The following is a 14,723-nucleotide window of genomic DNA, read 5'->3' on the forward strand; positions in this document are numbered from 1 at the left end:
GACTTCTGCCGATGGGAGTTTATTGCTTCGGCAATTTCGAGCTGAACGAGGATTTTCGCGGCCTTCGTCTCGCCGACAGAGAGATCGACGTGCAGCCTCTGGTCTTCGATTTCCTTGCCATCCTTCTGCGTCATCAAAACCGGGCTTTGAGCAAGGACGAGCTGCTTGAAACGCTGTGGCCGGGGGTCACGGTGACCGAAGCCTCGCTGCAGCGTGTTGCCAGCCTGGCTCGCAGCATCCTTCGCCAGGGCGGCATGGAAGCGGCGCTGCGCAATCTGCCGCGGTTCGGCTACCGGATCAGCCTCGATCCACCAGCCGCTTTTGAACACAGGTTGAGTCTCGCCAGCCCGTCGATTGCAAAGTCCCCAAACCTCGTATCGCCGATTCTGGCCGCGCGGGCGGCGGCTTCTGCCAGGAAATGGCACGAGGCCGCGGCTTCCTTCGCCGCGGCAGACGCAGCCGACCAACTGCTCACCGCCGATCTTGAGGAATGGGCGCTGGCTCTGGAATGCATGGGGCGGCCGGCCGAAGCCATTCCACCGCTGACGCGCGCGGTGAGGGCATACAGCATTGCAGCGCAGGGGTCCCGTGCGGCTGCTCCGGCAATCACGCTCGCACGAATACATCTGGAGCGGGGAGAGCTTGCGGTCGCCAAGGGTTGGCATCAGCGCGCGGCAGCCTTGATTGGCACCGCCACCGATAGCCGGGAACACGGCCTCTGGTGCTGGATGGGATCGCGCATCAAGGCAGCGGAGGCGGAGCCGGAACAGGCGCTCGCGCTTGCCGAGCAGGCCTGCGTCGTCGGCAAGTATCTGGAAGATCCGGTGGTGGAGTCACTCGGCCTGATCTATCGCGGCTTTTTCAAGCTTTGCCTTGGCGAAACCCAATCCGGGCTTGAAGATCAGGACTTCGCTGCCGCGCTCGGTTTGTCCAGCGATGTCGATCCGGTGGCCGGCGGAATCCTTTATTGCAACATTCTCTGGGCTTGCCGAAATTTTGGCGACTGGACGAGAGCCAACCAGTGGAGCCTCGGTTATGAAAGCTGGTGCAGGACCTGCGGGCTGGAGGACCTGTCGGGTTCGTGTCGGTTGCATCGGGCTGAAGTACTCGGCGTGCACGGCACGTTGAAGGAGGCTGAGAGGCTGGTGCGCGCCGCACTCGATCAGCTTGCGCTCGATGCGCCCTGGGCGATGGGAGACGCACTGCGTGTTCTGGGTGACATTCACCTCGCCGCCGGAGATTTGGCCGAGGCGGAGGCTGACTATCGCGCCGCACATGCTGCGGGCTGGGATCCGCAGCCGGGCCTCGCGCTGCTGCAGCTAGAACAGGGACATGCAGAAGCCGCTTTCAGCGCTCTCGAGCGGTCCCTGATCGGGACCAGCTGGCCGACGCTGCAACGCCGGGGTCTGATTCTCGCCACTTTGGCGAAGGTGGCGGCGCGAACGGATCGGTTGGAGCGAGCACGGGAAGTCATCGCTGAGTTGGAGACCCAGCCACAACGCTGGCCAATGGCTTCCATCCGGGCGCTCACCGCGGAAGCCAAGGCCGAGCTTTTCATACGGGAAGACCGTTTAGCCGAGGCTGTCGCAGAACTGCAGGTTGCATGCTCGCGCTGGAACGAAATCGGTTCGGCAATCAATGCCGCCGACGCGCGGCTGTCGCTCGCGGATTTGCTCATTCGACTGGATGATCACACCGGCGCCGAACTGGAGCTTGGCACCGTCATGGCTGTCGCAAGGAAAGTCGACTCGCCGCGGCTCCTGTGGCGGTGCGAGGAGTTGCAGGCTCTGCTCGCCGGTGTGACGAAAAAAGCGGCACAATCATAGCCGAAAACGCATCAGGGTGAGCCTTGCCAACTATTGAGATATGCCCGCGGTGATGTCATCAGAAGATGCCATTTCGGCAGAGGACTCGTATGAGCAAGAATATCATCGTCATCGGCGCCGGCATCATCGGCGCCTCCATAGCCTGGCATCTGGCCAAGGCGGGCGCCCAGGTGACGGTCATCGCCGACAGCGCTGCCGGCGGGGTCGCGACGCCGAACTCGTTTGCCTGGATCAATGCCAGCTGGGGCAATCCGGAGCCCTATTTCCGGCTGCGCACGCGCGCCATGGCCGAATGGACGCGACTGGCGCGGGACCTGCCCGGCCTGCCGCTCGCCTGGTGCGGCGGCCTATGCTGGGATCTGTCGGCGGCCGATATGGAAACCTATGCCAGACAGCATTCATCCTGGGGCTATGGCATCGATCGCGTCGACCGCGCCAGCGCCGCGCGCATCGAGCCCAATCTCAAGGAGATTCCGGATTTCGCCTTGCATGTCGCCGAGGAGGGTGTCGCGGAGCCGGTCGCAGCCACCAAAGGGTTGCTGGCTGACGCCGAGCGGCGCGGGGCGCGGATCATCGCCAGCACGGTCACGGCGCTGGTCCAGACGGACGGCAAGATTGCCGGTGTCGACACATCGCACGGCCTGATTGCCAGCGACGAGGTGGTGATCGCGGCCGGCGTCGGCTCGCCGGATATTGCTGCGACGGCCGGCATCAACCTGCCGATCGAGACACCGCCCGGGCTGATCGTCCATTCGCGGCCTTACGAAAAACTGCTCAACGGGCTGGTGTTGGCCGAGCGGCTGCACATGCGCCAGACGGCGGAGGGCCGCATCATCGCCGGTTCGGATTTCGGCGGCGCCGATCCCGGCATGGATCCGCAAGTCACCGCCCGCGAGCTGTTCGAGGCCATGAAGGCCATGTTGCGCGGCGGCGACAAGCTGGAGCTCGATTTCCACACGGTCGGCTACCGGCCGACGCCGATCGACGGTTTTCCGATCATAGGCCGCCCCGAGGGCATGAATGGCCTCTATGTCGCGGTCATGCATTCGGGTATCACGCTGGCGCCGGCCGTCGGCCTGTTCGCCGCCCGGGAAATCCTCGACGGCGAGCGCGATCCGCTGCTCGCCCCCTACGGGTTGTCGCGCTTCGCTCAATAGGCTGGCGGACGGCGAAAACCGCCGGTGAGCGGTTCGATCGCCGCCGCAATGCCGAGCAGCCGCGACTCCGACCAGCGTTTGCCGACCAGTTGCAGGCCGATCGGCAGGCCGTCGCTGTCCTGCCCGCACGGCATGGAAAGCGCGGGATGACCGCTGTAGTTGAAGACCGCGCCATAGGCAGGCAGCAGCCAGTAGCTCTGCTCCTTGCCGTCGACCTTGACCGGCGTGCCCGGCTCGCAATGCGGGAAGGCCGTGGTCATGGCGACCGGGCAGAGCAGCGCGTCCCAGCTTTCGAAAAACCGGTCCCAGGCGAGAATGGATTTGTCGCGACGGGCGAGCGCCTCGAACCAGCGCGATACCGGCGTGGGTTGCTCCGGCGGCTGCGCGGCCTCCATCATCATGCCGATCAACGCGCCGCCCTGCTCCAGATCGTCGTGCAGATCGAGCCTGGGCAGTTTCGCTTCCTCGACGATCGCACCTGCCGATTGCAGCTGCCTTGCGAGACTCTCGAGCGCAGCGCTGATATCGCCGGCCACCGGGAAGCCTGGAAAGGACGGCGCGACGGCGATGCGCAATGCCTCGAGGTCGAGCTTTGGCATGGCCCCGACCGGCACCGGCGCAAGATCGGTATCGCTCCCGTCCGGACCGGCGATGATTTGATAGATCAACGACAAATCTTCCACGCTGCGCGCCAGCGGGCCGAGGCAGGACATCAACCGCACGCTACGCGCGGCACCATCTGGATCGGGGAAGGCGCCGGCCAGCGAGACGCGATGCTCCGTCGGTTTGAGCCCATAGATGCCGCAGAAAGCGGCCGGCAGGCGGATCGAATCCTGCATGTCGGTGCCGACATCGAACGGCGTCATTCCGGCGCAAAGCGCCGCCGCCGCACCGCCGCTGGAACCACCCGCCGTGCGCTGGAGGTTCCAGGGATTGCCGGTGCGGCCGAACAATGGATTGTTCGACTGCCAGTCCGACAGCATGGTCGCGACATTGGTCTTGGCCATCAGCACGCCGCCGGCCGCCTTCAGCCGGGCGACGACCGGACTGTCGTGCCTCGCGACATAGTCGGCGAAGGGCGGAAAGCCGACCGTGGTTTTCATGCCAGATGTCTCGTGCATGTCCTTCAGCGTGAACGGCACGCCATGCAGCGGCCCGAGCGCCTCGCCACGCGCCAGCGCCGCGTCCGCCTTCCTGGCGCGCTCGCGAGCCCCGTCCCTGTCGAGCGAAATGACGGCGTTGACCGCCCCATTGTGCCTGTCGATCTGCGCCAGATGCGCGTCGAGTGCCTCCACCGCAGAGATTTTCCGCGCGGCGATCGCGGCGGCGAGATCGACGGTTGAGGAAAAGACGAGATCCATGATCAAGGCTCCGGCTTGGCCGCACTCGCCCTGTTCAAGATGGCGGACAGCGGCGCGACTTCAAGCCAAGTTGAGCATTCGAGCATCGGCCGCGCTTGATCGGAATTGTGCAGAAGGGGGACTATCCCACCAGCGCCAGCTTCGCGGCGGCCGGGGCAAAGGGACGGATGGTGATGCCGTCCCTGGTCATGGTGACGAAGCTCGACGGCGGGATCGCCTGCCAATCGCCACCCTCGCGATCGAAGGGTTCGGAAACGATGCAGCGGCCGCCCCGGCGCAAGACGGATGTGTAGAGCGTCGGCGCATGCGCGTCGGTCGTATAGCGCACCGCATGCAGCGCCTGCCCATCCGAGAAGGCGGCGGTGAGTTTCAGCGCCGGTTCGAGACCGGCGCGGCGCGAGGCTTCGAGCACCCGGCTGGTGGCACGGGACACGGCGCCTTGCGGATCGGTGGCCAATCCTTCGTCGATCAGCAGCAGGAAGAACAATTCGGAATCGGTGGTGCCTTCGCGCTGGTCGAAGACGGCGTCGCAGAGCGAGTTCTCAAGCGCCCGGCGGATCTTCTCAAAGCCGCCGATCTGACCATTGTGCATGAACGACCAGCGGCCTGAGATGAAGGGATGGCAGTTCATGCGGCTGGTGGCGCCGCCGGTCGACGCCCGCACATGGGCAAGGAACAGGCCGGACTTGATCTGCCGGCACAGGCTTTTCAGATTGGGGTCCGACCAGGCCGGCAGGATATCGCGATAGTGCCCCGGTTCGGGCCGGTCGCCATACCAGGCAAGGCCAAAACCGTCGCCATTGGTCGGCGATTTCGCTTCCTGGGCGCAATGGCTCTGGGCGATCAGCGAGTGACAGGGCGCCGTGAGAATGTCTTCGAGAAAGACCGCTTCACCAAGATAGGCCGCCCACCGGCACATCGCATCAACCGTTCTCTAGGCGCGATCCATGAGAGCCGCGGGCTCCTTGATCGCGTGTTTGCCTCTGTTGTGCGTCCGCTCGAAAAGCTCGCGAACGATTCGGCTGGCGGTAGTCTCGAACAGAAATGGCAAGAAAGCGTGAACGAGCGCGGCACCCGCCGCCATCAGCAACCGCGACGAGAACCAGGCGGCAAAGGCCATATGGCCGAAATAGGTTTCGCCGACCTTGGCCGGATGAGAGGTGAAAATCCTTGCGAGTCCTGCCGACATGCTGGTCCCCTTCAGCGCTTGAGTTCCTGATGATAAGTATCCTGACACGCTTCGCAGGTTCATTGGTCTCAAAATGTCCTTGTATTTGGCCATTTTGTGGGACAAACATCCCACATGGTGCTGGAAATCGACGAAATCGACCGAAAATTGCTGACTGAATTGCAACGCGACGGCACACTCTCCGTCGACCAGCTGTCGGAACGGGTGGCCTTGTCGCGCAATGCCTGCTGGCGCCGGGTCAAGCGGCTGGAGGAGGATGGCGTCATCACCGGGCGGGTGGCGCTGGTCGATGCAGACAAGCTCGGGCTTGGGCTTTCGGTGTTCATCCTGATCCGCACGTCCAACCACGATCCGGACTGGCTGCAGAAGTTCCGGGCGGCGGTGACCGGCCTTCCCGAGATCACCGGCGTCTATCGCATGTCCGGTGACCTCGACTACGTGCTGCGCGCCCGCGTCGCCGACGTGAAGGCCTATGACCGGCTCTACCAGCGACTGATCGCCAAGGTGGCGCTGTCGGACGTTTCCGCCTCCTTCGTGATGGAGGAGATCAAGGAAACAACGGTCGTTCCGATGGAACTGCGCTAGATCACGGTGATGCCACAAAGAAAGCCGTTGATAGCATTGCGGTTGAGTTGACCGAATCGCGGTTCGCGCCGATAGGATCGATTTTATGCGCGCAGCCCTCCACACACCCTCCGTCATCGGTCCGACCGTCGGCTTCGTCAGATTGCCGCACGGTGAAGGGCTTCCCCTCCCCGCCTATGAAAGCACCGGCGCCGCCGGCATGGATTTGCGGGCCGCGGTGCCCGACGACCGGCCGTTGCTGATCCTGCCGGGAAAACGCGCCTTGGTGCCGACCGGGCTGGTCCTTGAAATTCCGGAAGGCATGGAAGGCCAGGTGCGGCCACGTTCGGGCCTCGCCTTCAAGCATGGCCTTACCGTTCTCAACACGCCCGGCACCATCGACAGCGACTATCGCGGCGAAGTGAAGGTGCTGCTGATCAATCTCGGCGACGAGGATTTCGCGGTGACGCGCGGCATGCGCATCGCCCAGATCGTTTTTGCGGCAGTGACGCAAGCAGCGGTGGGAGAACGCACCTTGGCCGGCGGAACGGCACGTGGCTCGGGCGGGTTCGGATCGACCGGCACCGCCTGATGCATGGGGCCCTGCCAAAACTCGTTATCTTCGACTGCGACGGAATCCTGGTCGATACGGAGAACCTCGCCAATCGACGCCTCGCCGAATGGCTGACCGCTGCCGGCTATCCAACAAGCTTCGAATATTGCCGCAAGAACTTCTCCGGCCGCAGCATGGCTTCGGTGCAGAAGGAGATCGAGGCAGAGACCAGCGTCAGGCTCGGCGCCGATTTCGTCGATCGCTGGAATGCCGGCCTGCCCGACCTGTTCGCCCACGGGGTCGAGGCGATCCCTTACGTCCACGACTTCATCGAAGTGGTGCGAGCGGCCGGCATCGCCTATTGCGTCGCCACCTCGGCCAGGGTGTCGAAGATGCACATCACGCTTGGTCAGACCGGCCTGTTGCCGCTGTTCGAACACGCGCTGTTCAGCTCGACCATGGTTGGGCGCGGCAAGCCATTTCCCGACCTGTTCCTGCATGCGGCGAAGACGATGGGCTTTGCGCCCGCCGACTGCATCGTCATCGAGGACAGCGTCGCCGGAACGCAGGCCGGCATCGCGGCCGGCATGCGGGTATTTTCCTATCATGGCGATCCCTATTCCGACCGCGATGGGCTGGTCCAGGCCGGCGGCATCCTGTTCGACGACATGCGCGAACTCGCCGGACTGGTGCCGATCCACTGATGTGATCTTCCAGCTCGCGGCTGTACGCCTCGATTGTCCGTGCTAGCTTGGCGCCGCCAACTCGAGGCCACGCATGAGACCCACCCTGCTTCGCTTCGTTCTCGCTCTTGTGCTGCTGCCGTTTCTCTGGACGGCAGCCGGCGCACAGGCCGTCAGCTTCCCCGAACTCGGCAGCGCGCTGCCCGGCCACCAGGACGTCACCTATCTCGACCTAGCCAGGATGGTCATCCCCGACCTGAGCGCGGACAGTGACGGCTTCTACAAGGGCGGGTCGCCGATCGACATGCGCCACATCGAGGGGCCCGATAGCGGCGGTTCGCCGCCCGAGGCGTCGGCCCTCCCCAACGCAGCGGTGCTCGACATCAAGGCCGGCGGCAGGGATCGGCTGGCGATGCTGTTCGACTTCGGCGATTCTCCCGACAGCGCCGAGGGCTATGCGGCGCTGGCGCTCTACGACATCACGGCCAAGCCGAGACTGCTCGACGCCGTCAATGTCGCCGTCGACCGCAGCACCTATTTCCGTGATCCCGGCAAGCTTTCCGTCAGTCCCAACGACGATTTGCTCATCACCATGAGCACGCATTTCAATTCGAATCAGGGCTATGTGAGCACGCCGCTGATCATGGTTCGCAACGACCGGTTCGAATTGATCGACATGATTCATACGTTCGACGAGAACCTGTGCGCCTACAAGCGCACGCAGGATATCGTCTTCCGGCCAATCGCCGGCAAGCCTTATGCCGCGATCAAGGCGACGGTGACCGACGCCACCATGCCGAGCGGTGAAAGCTGCGACGAGGCACCGCCAAAGGCTTCATCGCACAAGATTTCCGTCACCTATCACTGGGACAAGAAGACATCGCGCTACGTCAAGGATTCCGACGCGTTCGAACGTTTGTCAGCAGAGAATGCCAAACGCTTCTGAACCGATCGCATTCGTTTGCCCGACCGAGGACGGCAGGATAAATTCCGCTCCACCACACCGCACATGATGGGGAACTACCATGGACAAGGGCAAGATCTTTCGTGACCTGCATGCCTCGATCTTCGTCATGCCAAATCCCTGGGACATCGGCACGACGAAACTGCTGGGCTCGTTCGGCTTCAAGGCGCTGGCGACGACCAGCGCCGGCTTTGCCTTTTCGCGCGGCCTGCCGGATGGCTCCGTCACCTTCGAGGCGATGATCCACCATTGCCGCGAAGTGACGGCGGCGACCAGCCTGCCGGTTTCCGCCGATCTCGAACGCGGCAAGGGAGACAGCGCCGAACAGGCCGCCGAAACCATCTTCGCAGCGGAAGCCGCCGGCCTTGCCGGCTGCTCGATCGAGGACCACACCGGCGACCCGGACAAGCCGATTTATGATTTCTCGCACGCGGTCGAGCGCGTCGCTGCGGCCGTGGAGGCGGCGCGGGCGCTGAAGCGCGATTTCGTCTTCACGGCTCGCGCCGAGAATTTCCTGTGGGGCAAGTCCGACCTCGACGACACCATCAAGCGGCTGCAAGCCTTCGAGAAAGCCGGCGCCGACGTGCTCTATGCGCCAGGCATCGGCGACGTCGAGATGGTCCGTACGGTCTGCTCGGCAGTCGGCAAGCCGGTCAACGTCATGGCGAGACCGGGCTTCACCATCGCCGATCTTGCCATGGCCGGGGTCAAGCGCATTTCGCTCGGGCCATGGCTGACCAATTTCGCCTATGGCATGCTGGAGACCGCGGCGCGCGAGATCCAGCAGGACGGAACGTTCGGCTTCACCCGCGCCGCCATGCCGTTCGGCAAATTGCAGGCGCTGTTTGCCAAATCTCCAGCTTGAATGAGGCCCGTCGCATGACGCTTGCCGTCGTCGACATGCATAAGGGCGACGAGTCGCTCAGGATCGTCACCGGCGGCTCTACGTCCGCCGATATCCAGGCCGGGCCGCTTCCCGCGCGCTAATCGCCTTGTGCAGATGCACCATCATGGCGGCTGCGAACAATGGCGTCACCAGGTTGAGCAGCGGCACGGCGAGGAAGGCCGATATGACCAACCCGCCGAGAAACACCGTGCCGGCATAGTGCCGGCGCAAGGCCCTGGCCTCTGCCTCCGGGCGAAAGCGCATGGCGGCGAATTCGAAGAACTCACGCCCGAGGAGGTAGCCGTTGACGATGAAGAAGGCGGCGATGTTGACGCCCGGTACCAGCAGAAGCAGCAGGGCGACGATGTTGCCGAGGATGACGACGCCGAGGAATCTCATCGACAGCACCAGCGACCGCAGCGCCGGCATGGCGCGGCCGGGCGAGTCGCCGGGATAGTCGGTGCGCTCGACCACTTCGGCGACATCGTCGAGAAACAGGCCGGCGACAATCGCCGTCACCGGCGCGATGAGCAACGCCATGCCGAACGCAAGGGCGATGGCGGCGACAATACCGCCCAGCCATCCGGCCCAGGAGGGCATGCCGGGCAACAGCGCGTGGAGCCATGGCAGGGCCAGCCACTCGACGAGGCTGGTCAGGCCGACCCACAAGGCGACCAGCGCCAGCAGGGTCAAGCCCAACGTCTTCAGGAACACGGCACGAAACGGAGGCGAGAGCAGCTCAAGGGCCGCAGTGCGGGCAGCGTCGAAAATCACCGTGCTTGAACCCCAGGTCAGCGGACTCCGCCGAGCGGGCGGACGCTCCCGAGATAGGCAGCGCAGGGCGCGAGCACAAGCGCATATAGTTTCTTTGTTTTGACGCAATTCCCAAGGGAAAGCGCTACGCGCTTTTCTTGGAATTGCTCTATCGAGCGAGCGCCGGCTTGCGAACGGGGATGGTCATGGCGGCGACGCCTGCGACGACAAAGGCCATTCCCAGCCATGCCGTCGAACCGAGACTTTCGCCGAGAAAGAGGGCGCCGATGCCGACGCCGATCGGCACGCGCAGATAGGCTTGCGAGGTCGTGCCGACCGAGCCCAGCGTGTGGATCAGGCGGAAATAGATGACGAAGGCCAATGCGGTCGAGAAGACGGACAGGCCGAGCAAGGCCAGAATCGACGACGACGACGGTGCCAGCGTCCATGGCTGGTCAACCACAAGACTGAGCGGCACGAGCATGATGGCGCCGCTGAGCATCGAGCCGGCCGCGGGGAGCATCGGATCGAGACCCTTGAAGCCGCGGCCGAAGATCGCCGCACCGGCATAGCAGATCGTTGCCGCGACGATGGCAAGCTGCGCCCAGAGCTGGTGACCGAGACCACCCAGCGCCTCGGTGCCGATGATGAGACAGATGCCGGCTATGCCGGCGCCGACACCAAGCAGCTTGCGCAACGTCACCGGCTCATGGCGGGTGATGAGCGCGGTCAACAGGAAGGTGAAGATCGGCGAGGTCGCATTGAGGATGGTGGCGAGGCCGGCATCGACCGAACGCTCGGCCGCGGCGATCAGCGTGAACGGCACAACACTGTTGAGGCATGCCTGGAAGGCGAAACGGCGCCAGCTTGCGGCATCGCGCGGCATGGCGAGCCCACGCCAGCGGATGATGGCGAACAGGATGCCACCTGCGATCAAGGTGCGGGCGGCAATGAACGTGACCGGCGGGATCGTCTCGACGCCGATCTTGATGAAGGTATACGAGGCGCCCCAGAGCACCGCCAGCACGGCAAGCAGTGCCAGCTCGGTCGTCATATCGTTCTTTGTCGGCACGTTCTTTGTAGACATGGGGGCTTGGATCGCCTTGGAGACGTGATCGGCTGAACCAGGCTTGTAAGCGACGCGGCGATGAAATGTTTCGGCCACGGTCGAATTGTCGTAGCGCCTGGCGTGTCGCGCTCCAGGGTCCGCCGTTCGCGGACCGGCATCACCTGAATCTCAGCGCACCCTAGGCAAACCCGTTGCGAATCGCTAGACCCGCGCCCGGCCGGCGTGGCAAGAAGCCGGCTCGGATTCTTGGCGGAGACTTTGATGCCGGATTATGACGTGCTTTGCATCGGCAATGCCATTGTCGACATCATCGCCCAGTGCGACGAGGAATTCCTCGAGACCAACGGCATCATCAAGGGCGCGATGAACCTCATCGACACCGAGCGCGCCGAACTGCTCTACAGCCGCATGGGCCCGGCGATCGAAGCGTCCGGCGGCAGCGCCGGCAACACGGCGGCCGGCGTCGCCAGCTTCGGCGGACGCGCCGCCTTCTTCGGCAAGGTCTCCAGCGACGCGCTCGGCGAAATCTACGCCCACGACATCCATGCACAGGGCGTCGCCTTCGACACCAGGCCGCTCAAGGGCGAGCCGCCGACGGCGCGCTCGATGATCTTCGTCACTCCCGACGGCGAACGCTCGATGAACACCTATCTCGGCGCCTGCGTCGAACTCGGGCCGGAGGATGTCGAGGCCGACAAGGCCTCGGGCGCCAAGGTCACCTATTTCGAGGGTTATCTGTGGGACCCGCCGCGCGCCAAGGAAGCGATCCGTCAGACGGCGAAGCTGGCGCACGCGGCCGGCCGCGAAGTGTCGATGACGCTGTCGGATTCGTTCTGCGTCGACCGCTACCGCGACGAGTTCCTCGACCTGATGCGCTCCGGCACCGTCGACATCGTTTTCGCCAACAGCCACGAGATCAAGTCGCTCTACCAGACATCGTCGTTCGACGAGGCGCTGGCGCAGATCCGCAAGGATTGCAAGATCGCCGCCGTGACGCGCTCTGAAAAGGGCTCGGTGATCGTGCGCGGCGACGAGACCGTGGTCATCAAGGCGACCTCGATCAGGGAACTGGTCGACACGACAGGCGCCGGCGACCTCTATGCCGCCGGTTTCCTGCACGGCTACACGCAAGGCCGCGACCTCAAGACCTGCGGCGATCTTGGCTCACTGGCGGCCGGATTGGTGATCCAGCAGATCGGTCCCAGGCCGCGGCAGAATTTGCGCCGCGAGGCCGAACAGGCAGGGCTGCTGTAGGGCGGGCTCTCCCTTCTCCCCTTGTGGGAGAAGGTGGCCGAGCGAAGCGAGGTCGGATGAGGGGTGTTCCAGAAAACACCAACGCCTCGTTCCGTCCAACACCCCTCATCCGTCTCGGCGCTGCGCGCCAATCCACCTTCTCCCCCTGGGGGAGAAGGTAAGGGCGAACCGGCTTCTCACCGTCGCGCAGCTGTCACACATCGCACCTACACGCAATCGAGGCCCCCGCGACTGACATTTCGGGGCGCCCATAGCCAGTTGGGGTGTCAAAAAATGCAAGACAGCAAGCTGTCGGGCCGCTGCATCCGTTGCCGCTGCGATTTCCGCTTTCCGCACTAGACGTTCAACATTCGGCCGCGGCTGAGGGAGGAGCGCGCGCGGCCCAAAAAGACAGATGCATGAACAGATTTCAGACCCAGACGACCGGCATCAGGCAGGACGAATTCGCGGATATGGTCGCGGAGAGAGTCGAACGCGCGCTCGCCCACTATGACGAGGCGATCAACAAGCCCACCATGGTCTCGGTCGGCAGGATCGCCGGCAGCATAGCTTCCGCCGTCACCCTGCTGTCGCCGAAGCATCAGCGCGCCATCGACGCCATCCATGCCGACCTTCCCGGCCTTGCATCGAAGTTCGTGCGCGCGCTGGCGGCGGAAGCCGCGCGCCGCAGCGAAGCCGGCACCGCGACAAGCCTGCCGGCGGCATCGCTGGCGGATATCGATGGACCTGTTTCTTCATCCCCACGCAGCCAGTCCGACGACCTCGAATCGATGCTGATCGAGGACTGGGCCGGCCGCGTCGCCGGCTCGACCTATCTGGAGGACAACCTGCGCATCGCCCGCTCGACATTGCACCGCTGGCAAAGGCGGGGCGAGGTCGTCGCCTTGCGCAAGGGCGGCCGCAAGCATGTCTTCCCGCTGGCGCAGTTCGTCGACGGCAGGCCGGTGGCGGGTCTGCGCGAGGTGCTATCCCTGATCAGCAATCCGAGGCTCGCGTGGCTGTGGCTGACCCGCCCCTCGGCGCAGCTCGACGGCCGCATCCCGATCGACCTGCTGCGTCAGGACCAGGTCGACGATGTGGTGCTGGCCGCGCGTGCCTTCGCGCCGGATCCAGCGCCCTGAGGCCTGAGCAGACGCCAAATCCGGCCCGGCCGATATCAAGCGGTTCCGCCAGTGGCTTCTGTCGGGAATCGCCAAGCACAAGCTGGCGATGGGGCTGGTTCAAGGGCTTTTGGGCACGCCCTTGATGGCGCTAGAGCCTGTTCCATCCCGATGGAATCGGGATGGGGCTCTATCTCTTTGTTTGAGCATGATCTTTCCCGAAAACCGGATTCCACTTTTCGGGATCATGCTCTAGGCCGTCTTGCGAACCGGGTGGCGAGGCCCTGACGATGGCAGTTGCGGCGCCATTTCCCTGGCGGTGACCAGACGGTTGCGGCCACTCTTTTTCCCGATGTACATCAGCCGGTCGGCGAGAGCGATCAGCGCTTCGGAATCGGCGGCTTCCGCCGGATACATGGCCACGCCAACGGTGCAGCCGACCTGGATGGCGCCATTGGGCGTCGGAACCTTGATCCGCAACCTTTCCAGGATGCGTTCGGCGACGCGCACGGCCTTCTGCTGTGCCAGATCGGCGTCGCCCGAGAATAGGAAGGCGAATTCGTCACCGCCGAGCCGGGCCACGAAATCGGCGCTGCGCAGGATCGAGCGAAGCTGGCTCGACACGCGCTGCAGCAGCGCATCGCCGGCCTCGTGGCCGAGCGTGTCATTGACTTCCTTGAACCGGTCGAGGTCGATGAACAGGAGGCCGGCCGCCTCGCCGGTGGCGCCGCAGCGGGCGACCACCGATTTGAGTTCGTCGTGGAAGGCGCGCCGGTTGGGCAGGTCGGTCAATGCATCGTGGTTGGCCGAATGGTCGCTCTGCTGCTTCGCCACCTCGATCTCGCGCTTTTGCGCCGAGAGTTCCTCGTTGGCTGCCTTCAGATCCAGGAGCAGCTGGGCGTTGAGGTCTTCGACAACCTTGCGGTCGCTGATGTCGACGACGAAGCCTTCCAAAAATTCGAGTTCGCCGGCATCGTCCCAGACACCGCCGCCGATCTCGCGAACCCAGAGCGGCTCGCCGACCCTCGGCACGATGCGGTAGTCGACGTTCCAGTTGCAACGCGCCTCGAGCGCGGCGTCGACGGCGGCATAGACCGCGGCGAGGTCGTCCGGGTGGATGGCCGAGACATAGTCGCGCACGGCGTTGTGCACGAAATCCGTGGGCGGAAAGCCGCTGACCGTGAAAACGCCGTCGCTGATATAGAGCATCGTGTAGGACGCGTCGTTGCGGCAGCGGTAGAGATAACCGTCCATGCGGCCGGTGATGCTGAGCAGGGCGTCCAGCCGCTCGTCGTGGTCGGCACCCTGGCCGATCGTGGATACAGGAACTCCGTCATGCTTCATGGCCGCACCCCCCATTTGGC

At 64.3% G+C, this 14,723-nt stretch carries 15 protein-coding genes; 9 read left to right on the top strand and 6 right to left on the bottom strand.

Annotated features, from left to right (window positions below; translation table 11 throughout):
- Window positions 1-11 precede the first annotated feature (11 nt).
- Window positions 12-1,826 (top strand): winged helix-turn-helix domain-containing protein, encoded by a 1,815-nt coding sequence (locus NR193_RS01230; RefSeq protein ID WP_256749074.1) that lies wholly within the window; start codon window positions 12-14, stop codon window positions 1,824-1,826.
- Between the two features lie 89 nt (window positions 1,827-1,915).
- Window positions 1,916-2,983, top strand: coding sequence for an FAD-binding oxidoreductase (locus NR193_RS01235; RefSeq protein WP_256749075.1), 1,068 nt, complete (start codon window positions 1,916-1,918; stop codon window positions 2,981-2,983).
- Here NR193_RS01235 and NR193_RS01240 read toward each other — a convergent pair.
- The 3 genes from NR193_RS01240 to NR193_RS01250 all read right to left on the bottom strand — a co-directional run bounded on the left by NR193_RS01240 (window position 2,977) and on the right by NR193_RS01250 (window position 5,533).
- Window positions 2,977-4,344 carry an amidase gene (locus NR193_RS01240; protein WP_256749076.1) on the bottom strand — a complete coding sequence of 456 codons (1,368 nt, stop codon included), beginning with the start codon at window positions 4,342-4,344 and terminating at the stop codon, window positions 2,977-2,979. The two genes, NR193_RS01235 and NR193_RS01240, sit on opposite strands and share 7 nt — an antisense overlap.
- 121 nt (window positions 4,345-4,465) lie before the next feature.
- Complete coding sequence (locus NR193_RS01245; protein ID WP_256749077.1) at window positions 4,466-5,263, bottom strand: class II glutamine amidotransferase; 798 nt, start codon at window positions 5,261-5,263, stop codon at window positions 4,466-4,468.
- 15 nt (window positions 5,264-5,278) lie between these two features.
- The gene (locus tag NR193_RS01250) at window positions 5,279-5,533 is read right to left on the bottom strand and encodes a DUF6356 family protein (RefSeq protein WP_256749329.1); all 255 of its coding nucleotides are present in this window, start codon (window positions 5,531-5,533) and stop codon (window positions 5,279-5,281) included.
- Window positions 5,534-5,647: 114 nt separating this feature from the next.
- On the opposite strand from NR193_RS01250, the gene NR193_RS01255 reads away from it, so the two are divergent.
- The 5 genes from NR193_RS01255 to NR193_RS01275 all read left to right on the top strand — a co-directional run bounded on the left by NR193_RS01255 (window position 5,648) and on the right by NR193_RS01275 (window position 9,162).
- Window positions 5,648-6,118: an Lrp/AsnC family transcriptional regulator gene (locus NR193_RS01255; protein ID WP_256749078.1), complete on the top strand. Its 471-nt coding sequence runs from the start codon at window positions 5,648-5,650 to the stop codon at window positions 6,116-6,118.
- 85 nt (window positions 6,119-6,203) lie between these two features.
- Window positions 6,204-6,689, top strand: coding sequence for a dUTP diphosphatase (dut, locus tag NR193_RS01260; protein WP_256749079.1), 486 nt, complete (start codon window positions 6,204-6,206; stop codon window positions 6,687-6,689).
- Entirely contained in the window at window positions 6,689-7,354 is a 666-nt protein-coding gene (locus NR193_RS01265; protein WP_256749080.1) for an HAD family phosphatase, read from the top strand. Before dut ends, NR193_RS01265 begins: the two co-directional genes overlap by 1 nt.
- A gap of 73 nt (window positions 7,355-7,427) precedes the next feature.
- Window positions 7,428-8,279, top strand: coding sequence for a hypothetical protein (locus NR193_RS01270; RefSeq protein WP_256749081.1), 852 nt, complete (start codon window positions 7,428-7,430; stop codon window positions 8,277-8,279).
- 79 nt (window positions 8,280-8,358) lie between these two features.
- Window positions 8,359-9,162 carry an isocitrate lyase/phosphoenolpyruvate mutase family protein gene (locus tag NR193_RS01275; RefSeq protein WP_256749082.1) on the top strand — a complete coding sequence of 268 codons (804 nt, stop codon included), beginning with the start codon at window positions 8,359-8,361 and terminating at the stop codon, window positions 9,160-9,162.
- 78 nt (window positions 9,163-9,240) lie between these two features.
- Here NR193_RS01275 and NR193_RS01280 read toward each other — a convergent pair whose 3' ends face one another.
- Both NR193_RS01280 and NR193_RS01285 read right to left on the bottom strand, forming a co-directional pair.
- Window positions 9,241-9,957, bottom strand: coding sequence for a sulfate transporter family protein (locus NR193_RS01280; RefSeq protein WP_256749083.1), 717 nt, complete (start codon window positions 9,955-9,957; stop codon window positions 9,241-9,243).
- Between the two features lie 148 nt (window positions 9,958-10,105).
- Window positions 10,106-11,023: a DMT family transporter gene (locus tag NR193_RS01285; protein WP_256749084.1), complete on the bottom strand. Its 918-nt coding sequence runs from the start codon at window positions 11,021-11,023 to the stop codon at window positions 10,106-10,108.
- Between the two features lie 243 nt (window positions 11,024-11,266).
- On the opposite strand from NR193_RS01285, the gene NR193_RS01290 reads away from it, so the two are divergent.
- Together NR193_RS01290 and NR193_RS01295 are read left to right on the top strand one after the other, a co-directional pair.
- Window positions 11,267-12,259, top strand: coding sequence for an adenosine kinase (locus NR193_RS01290; protein ID WP_256749085.1), 993 nt, complete (start codon window positions 11,267-11,269; stop codon window positions 12,257-12,259).
- 398 nt (window positions 12,260-12,657) lie between these two features.
- Window positions 12,658-13,380, top strand: coding sequence for an antitoxin Xre/MbcA/ParS toxin-binding domain-containing protein (locus NR193_RS01295; protein ID WP_256749086.1), 723 nt, complete (start codon window positions 12,658-12,660; stop codon window positions 13,378-13,380).
- Window positions 13,381-13,611: 231 nt separating this feature from the next.
- Here the strand turns inward: NR193_RS01295 and NR193_RS01300 are convergent, their stop codons facing one another.
- The gene (locus NR193_RS01300) at window positions 13,612-14,703 is read right to left on the bottom strand and encodes a sensor domain-containing diguanylate cyclase (protein WP_256749087.1); all 1,092 of its coding nucleotides are present in this window, start codon (window positions 14,701-14,703) and stop codon (window positions 13,612-13,614) included.
- Window positions 14,704-14,723: the final 20 nt, after the last annotated feature.

Source organism: Mesorhizobium sp. Mes31 (assembly GCF_024519675.1).
Classification (GTDB): Bacteria; Pseudomonadota; Alphaproteobacteria; order Rhizobiales; family Rhizobiaceae; genus Mesorhizobium.

What these genes read in the sequence shown, in the direction of transcription:
- NR193_RS01230 (WP_256749074.1), top strand. Translation starts at nt 12, where the DNA reads ATGGGAGTTTATTGCTTCGGCAATTTCGAGCTGAACGAGGATTTTCGC.
- NR193_RS01235 (WP_256749075.1), top strand. Translation starts at nt 1,916, where the DNA reads ATGAGCAAGAATATCATCGTCATCGGCGCCGGCATCATCGGCGCCTCC.
- NR193_RS01240 (WP_256749076.1), bottom strand. Translation starts at nt 4,344, where the DNA reads ATGGATCTCGTCTTTTCCTCAACCGTCGATCTCGCCGCCGCGATCGCC.
- NR193_RS01245 (WP_256749077.1), bottom strand. Translation starts at nt 5,263, where the DNA reads ATGTGCCGGTGGGCGGCCTATCTTGGTGAAGCGGTCTTTCTCGAAGAC.
- NR193_RS01250 (WP_256749329.1), bottom strand. Translation starts at nt 5,533, where the DNA reads ATGTCGGCAGGACTCGCAAGGATTTTCACCTCTCATCCGGCCAAGGTC.
- NR193_RS01255 (WP_256749078.1), top strand. Translation starts at nt 5,648, where the DNA reads ATGGTGCTGGAAATCGACGAAATCGACCGAAAATTGCTGACTGAATTG.
- dut (WP_256749079.1), top strand. Translation starts at nt 6,204, where the DNA reads ATGCGCGCAGCCCTCCACACACCCTCCGTCATCGGTCCGACCGTCGGC.
- NR193_RS01265 (WP_256749080.1), top strand. Translation starts at nt 6,689, where the DNA reads ATGCATGGGGCCCTGCCAAAACTCGTTATCTTCGACTGCGACGGAATC.
- NR193_RS01270 (WP_256749081.1), top strand. Translation starts at nt 7,428, where the DNA reads ATGAGACCCACCCTGCTTCGCTTCGTTCTCGCTCTTGTGCTGCTGCCG.
- NR193_RS01275 (WP_256749082.1), top strand. Translation starts at nt 8,359, where the DNA reads ATGGACAAGGGCAAGATCTTTCGTGACCTGCATGCCTCGATCTTCGTC.
- NR193_RS01285 (WP_256749084.1), bottom strand. Translation starts at nt 11,023, where the DNA reads ATGTCTACAAAGAACGTGCCGACAAAGAACGATATGACGACCGAGCTG.
- NR193_RS01290 (WP_256749085.1), top strand. Translation starts at nt 11,267, where the DNA reads ATGCCGGATTATGACGTGCTTTGCATCGGCAATGCCATTGTCGACATC.
- NR193_RS01295 (WP_256749086.1), top strand. Translation starts at nt 12,658, where the DNA reads ATGAACAGATTTCAGACCCAGACGACCGGCATCAGGCAGGACGAATTC.
- NR193_RS01300 (WP_256749087.1), bottom strand. Translation starts at nt 14,703, where the DNA reads ATGAAGCATGACGGAGTTCCTGTATCCACGATCGGCCAGGGTGCCGAC.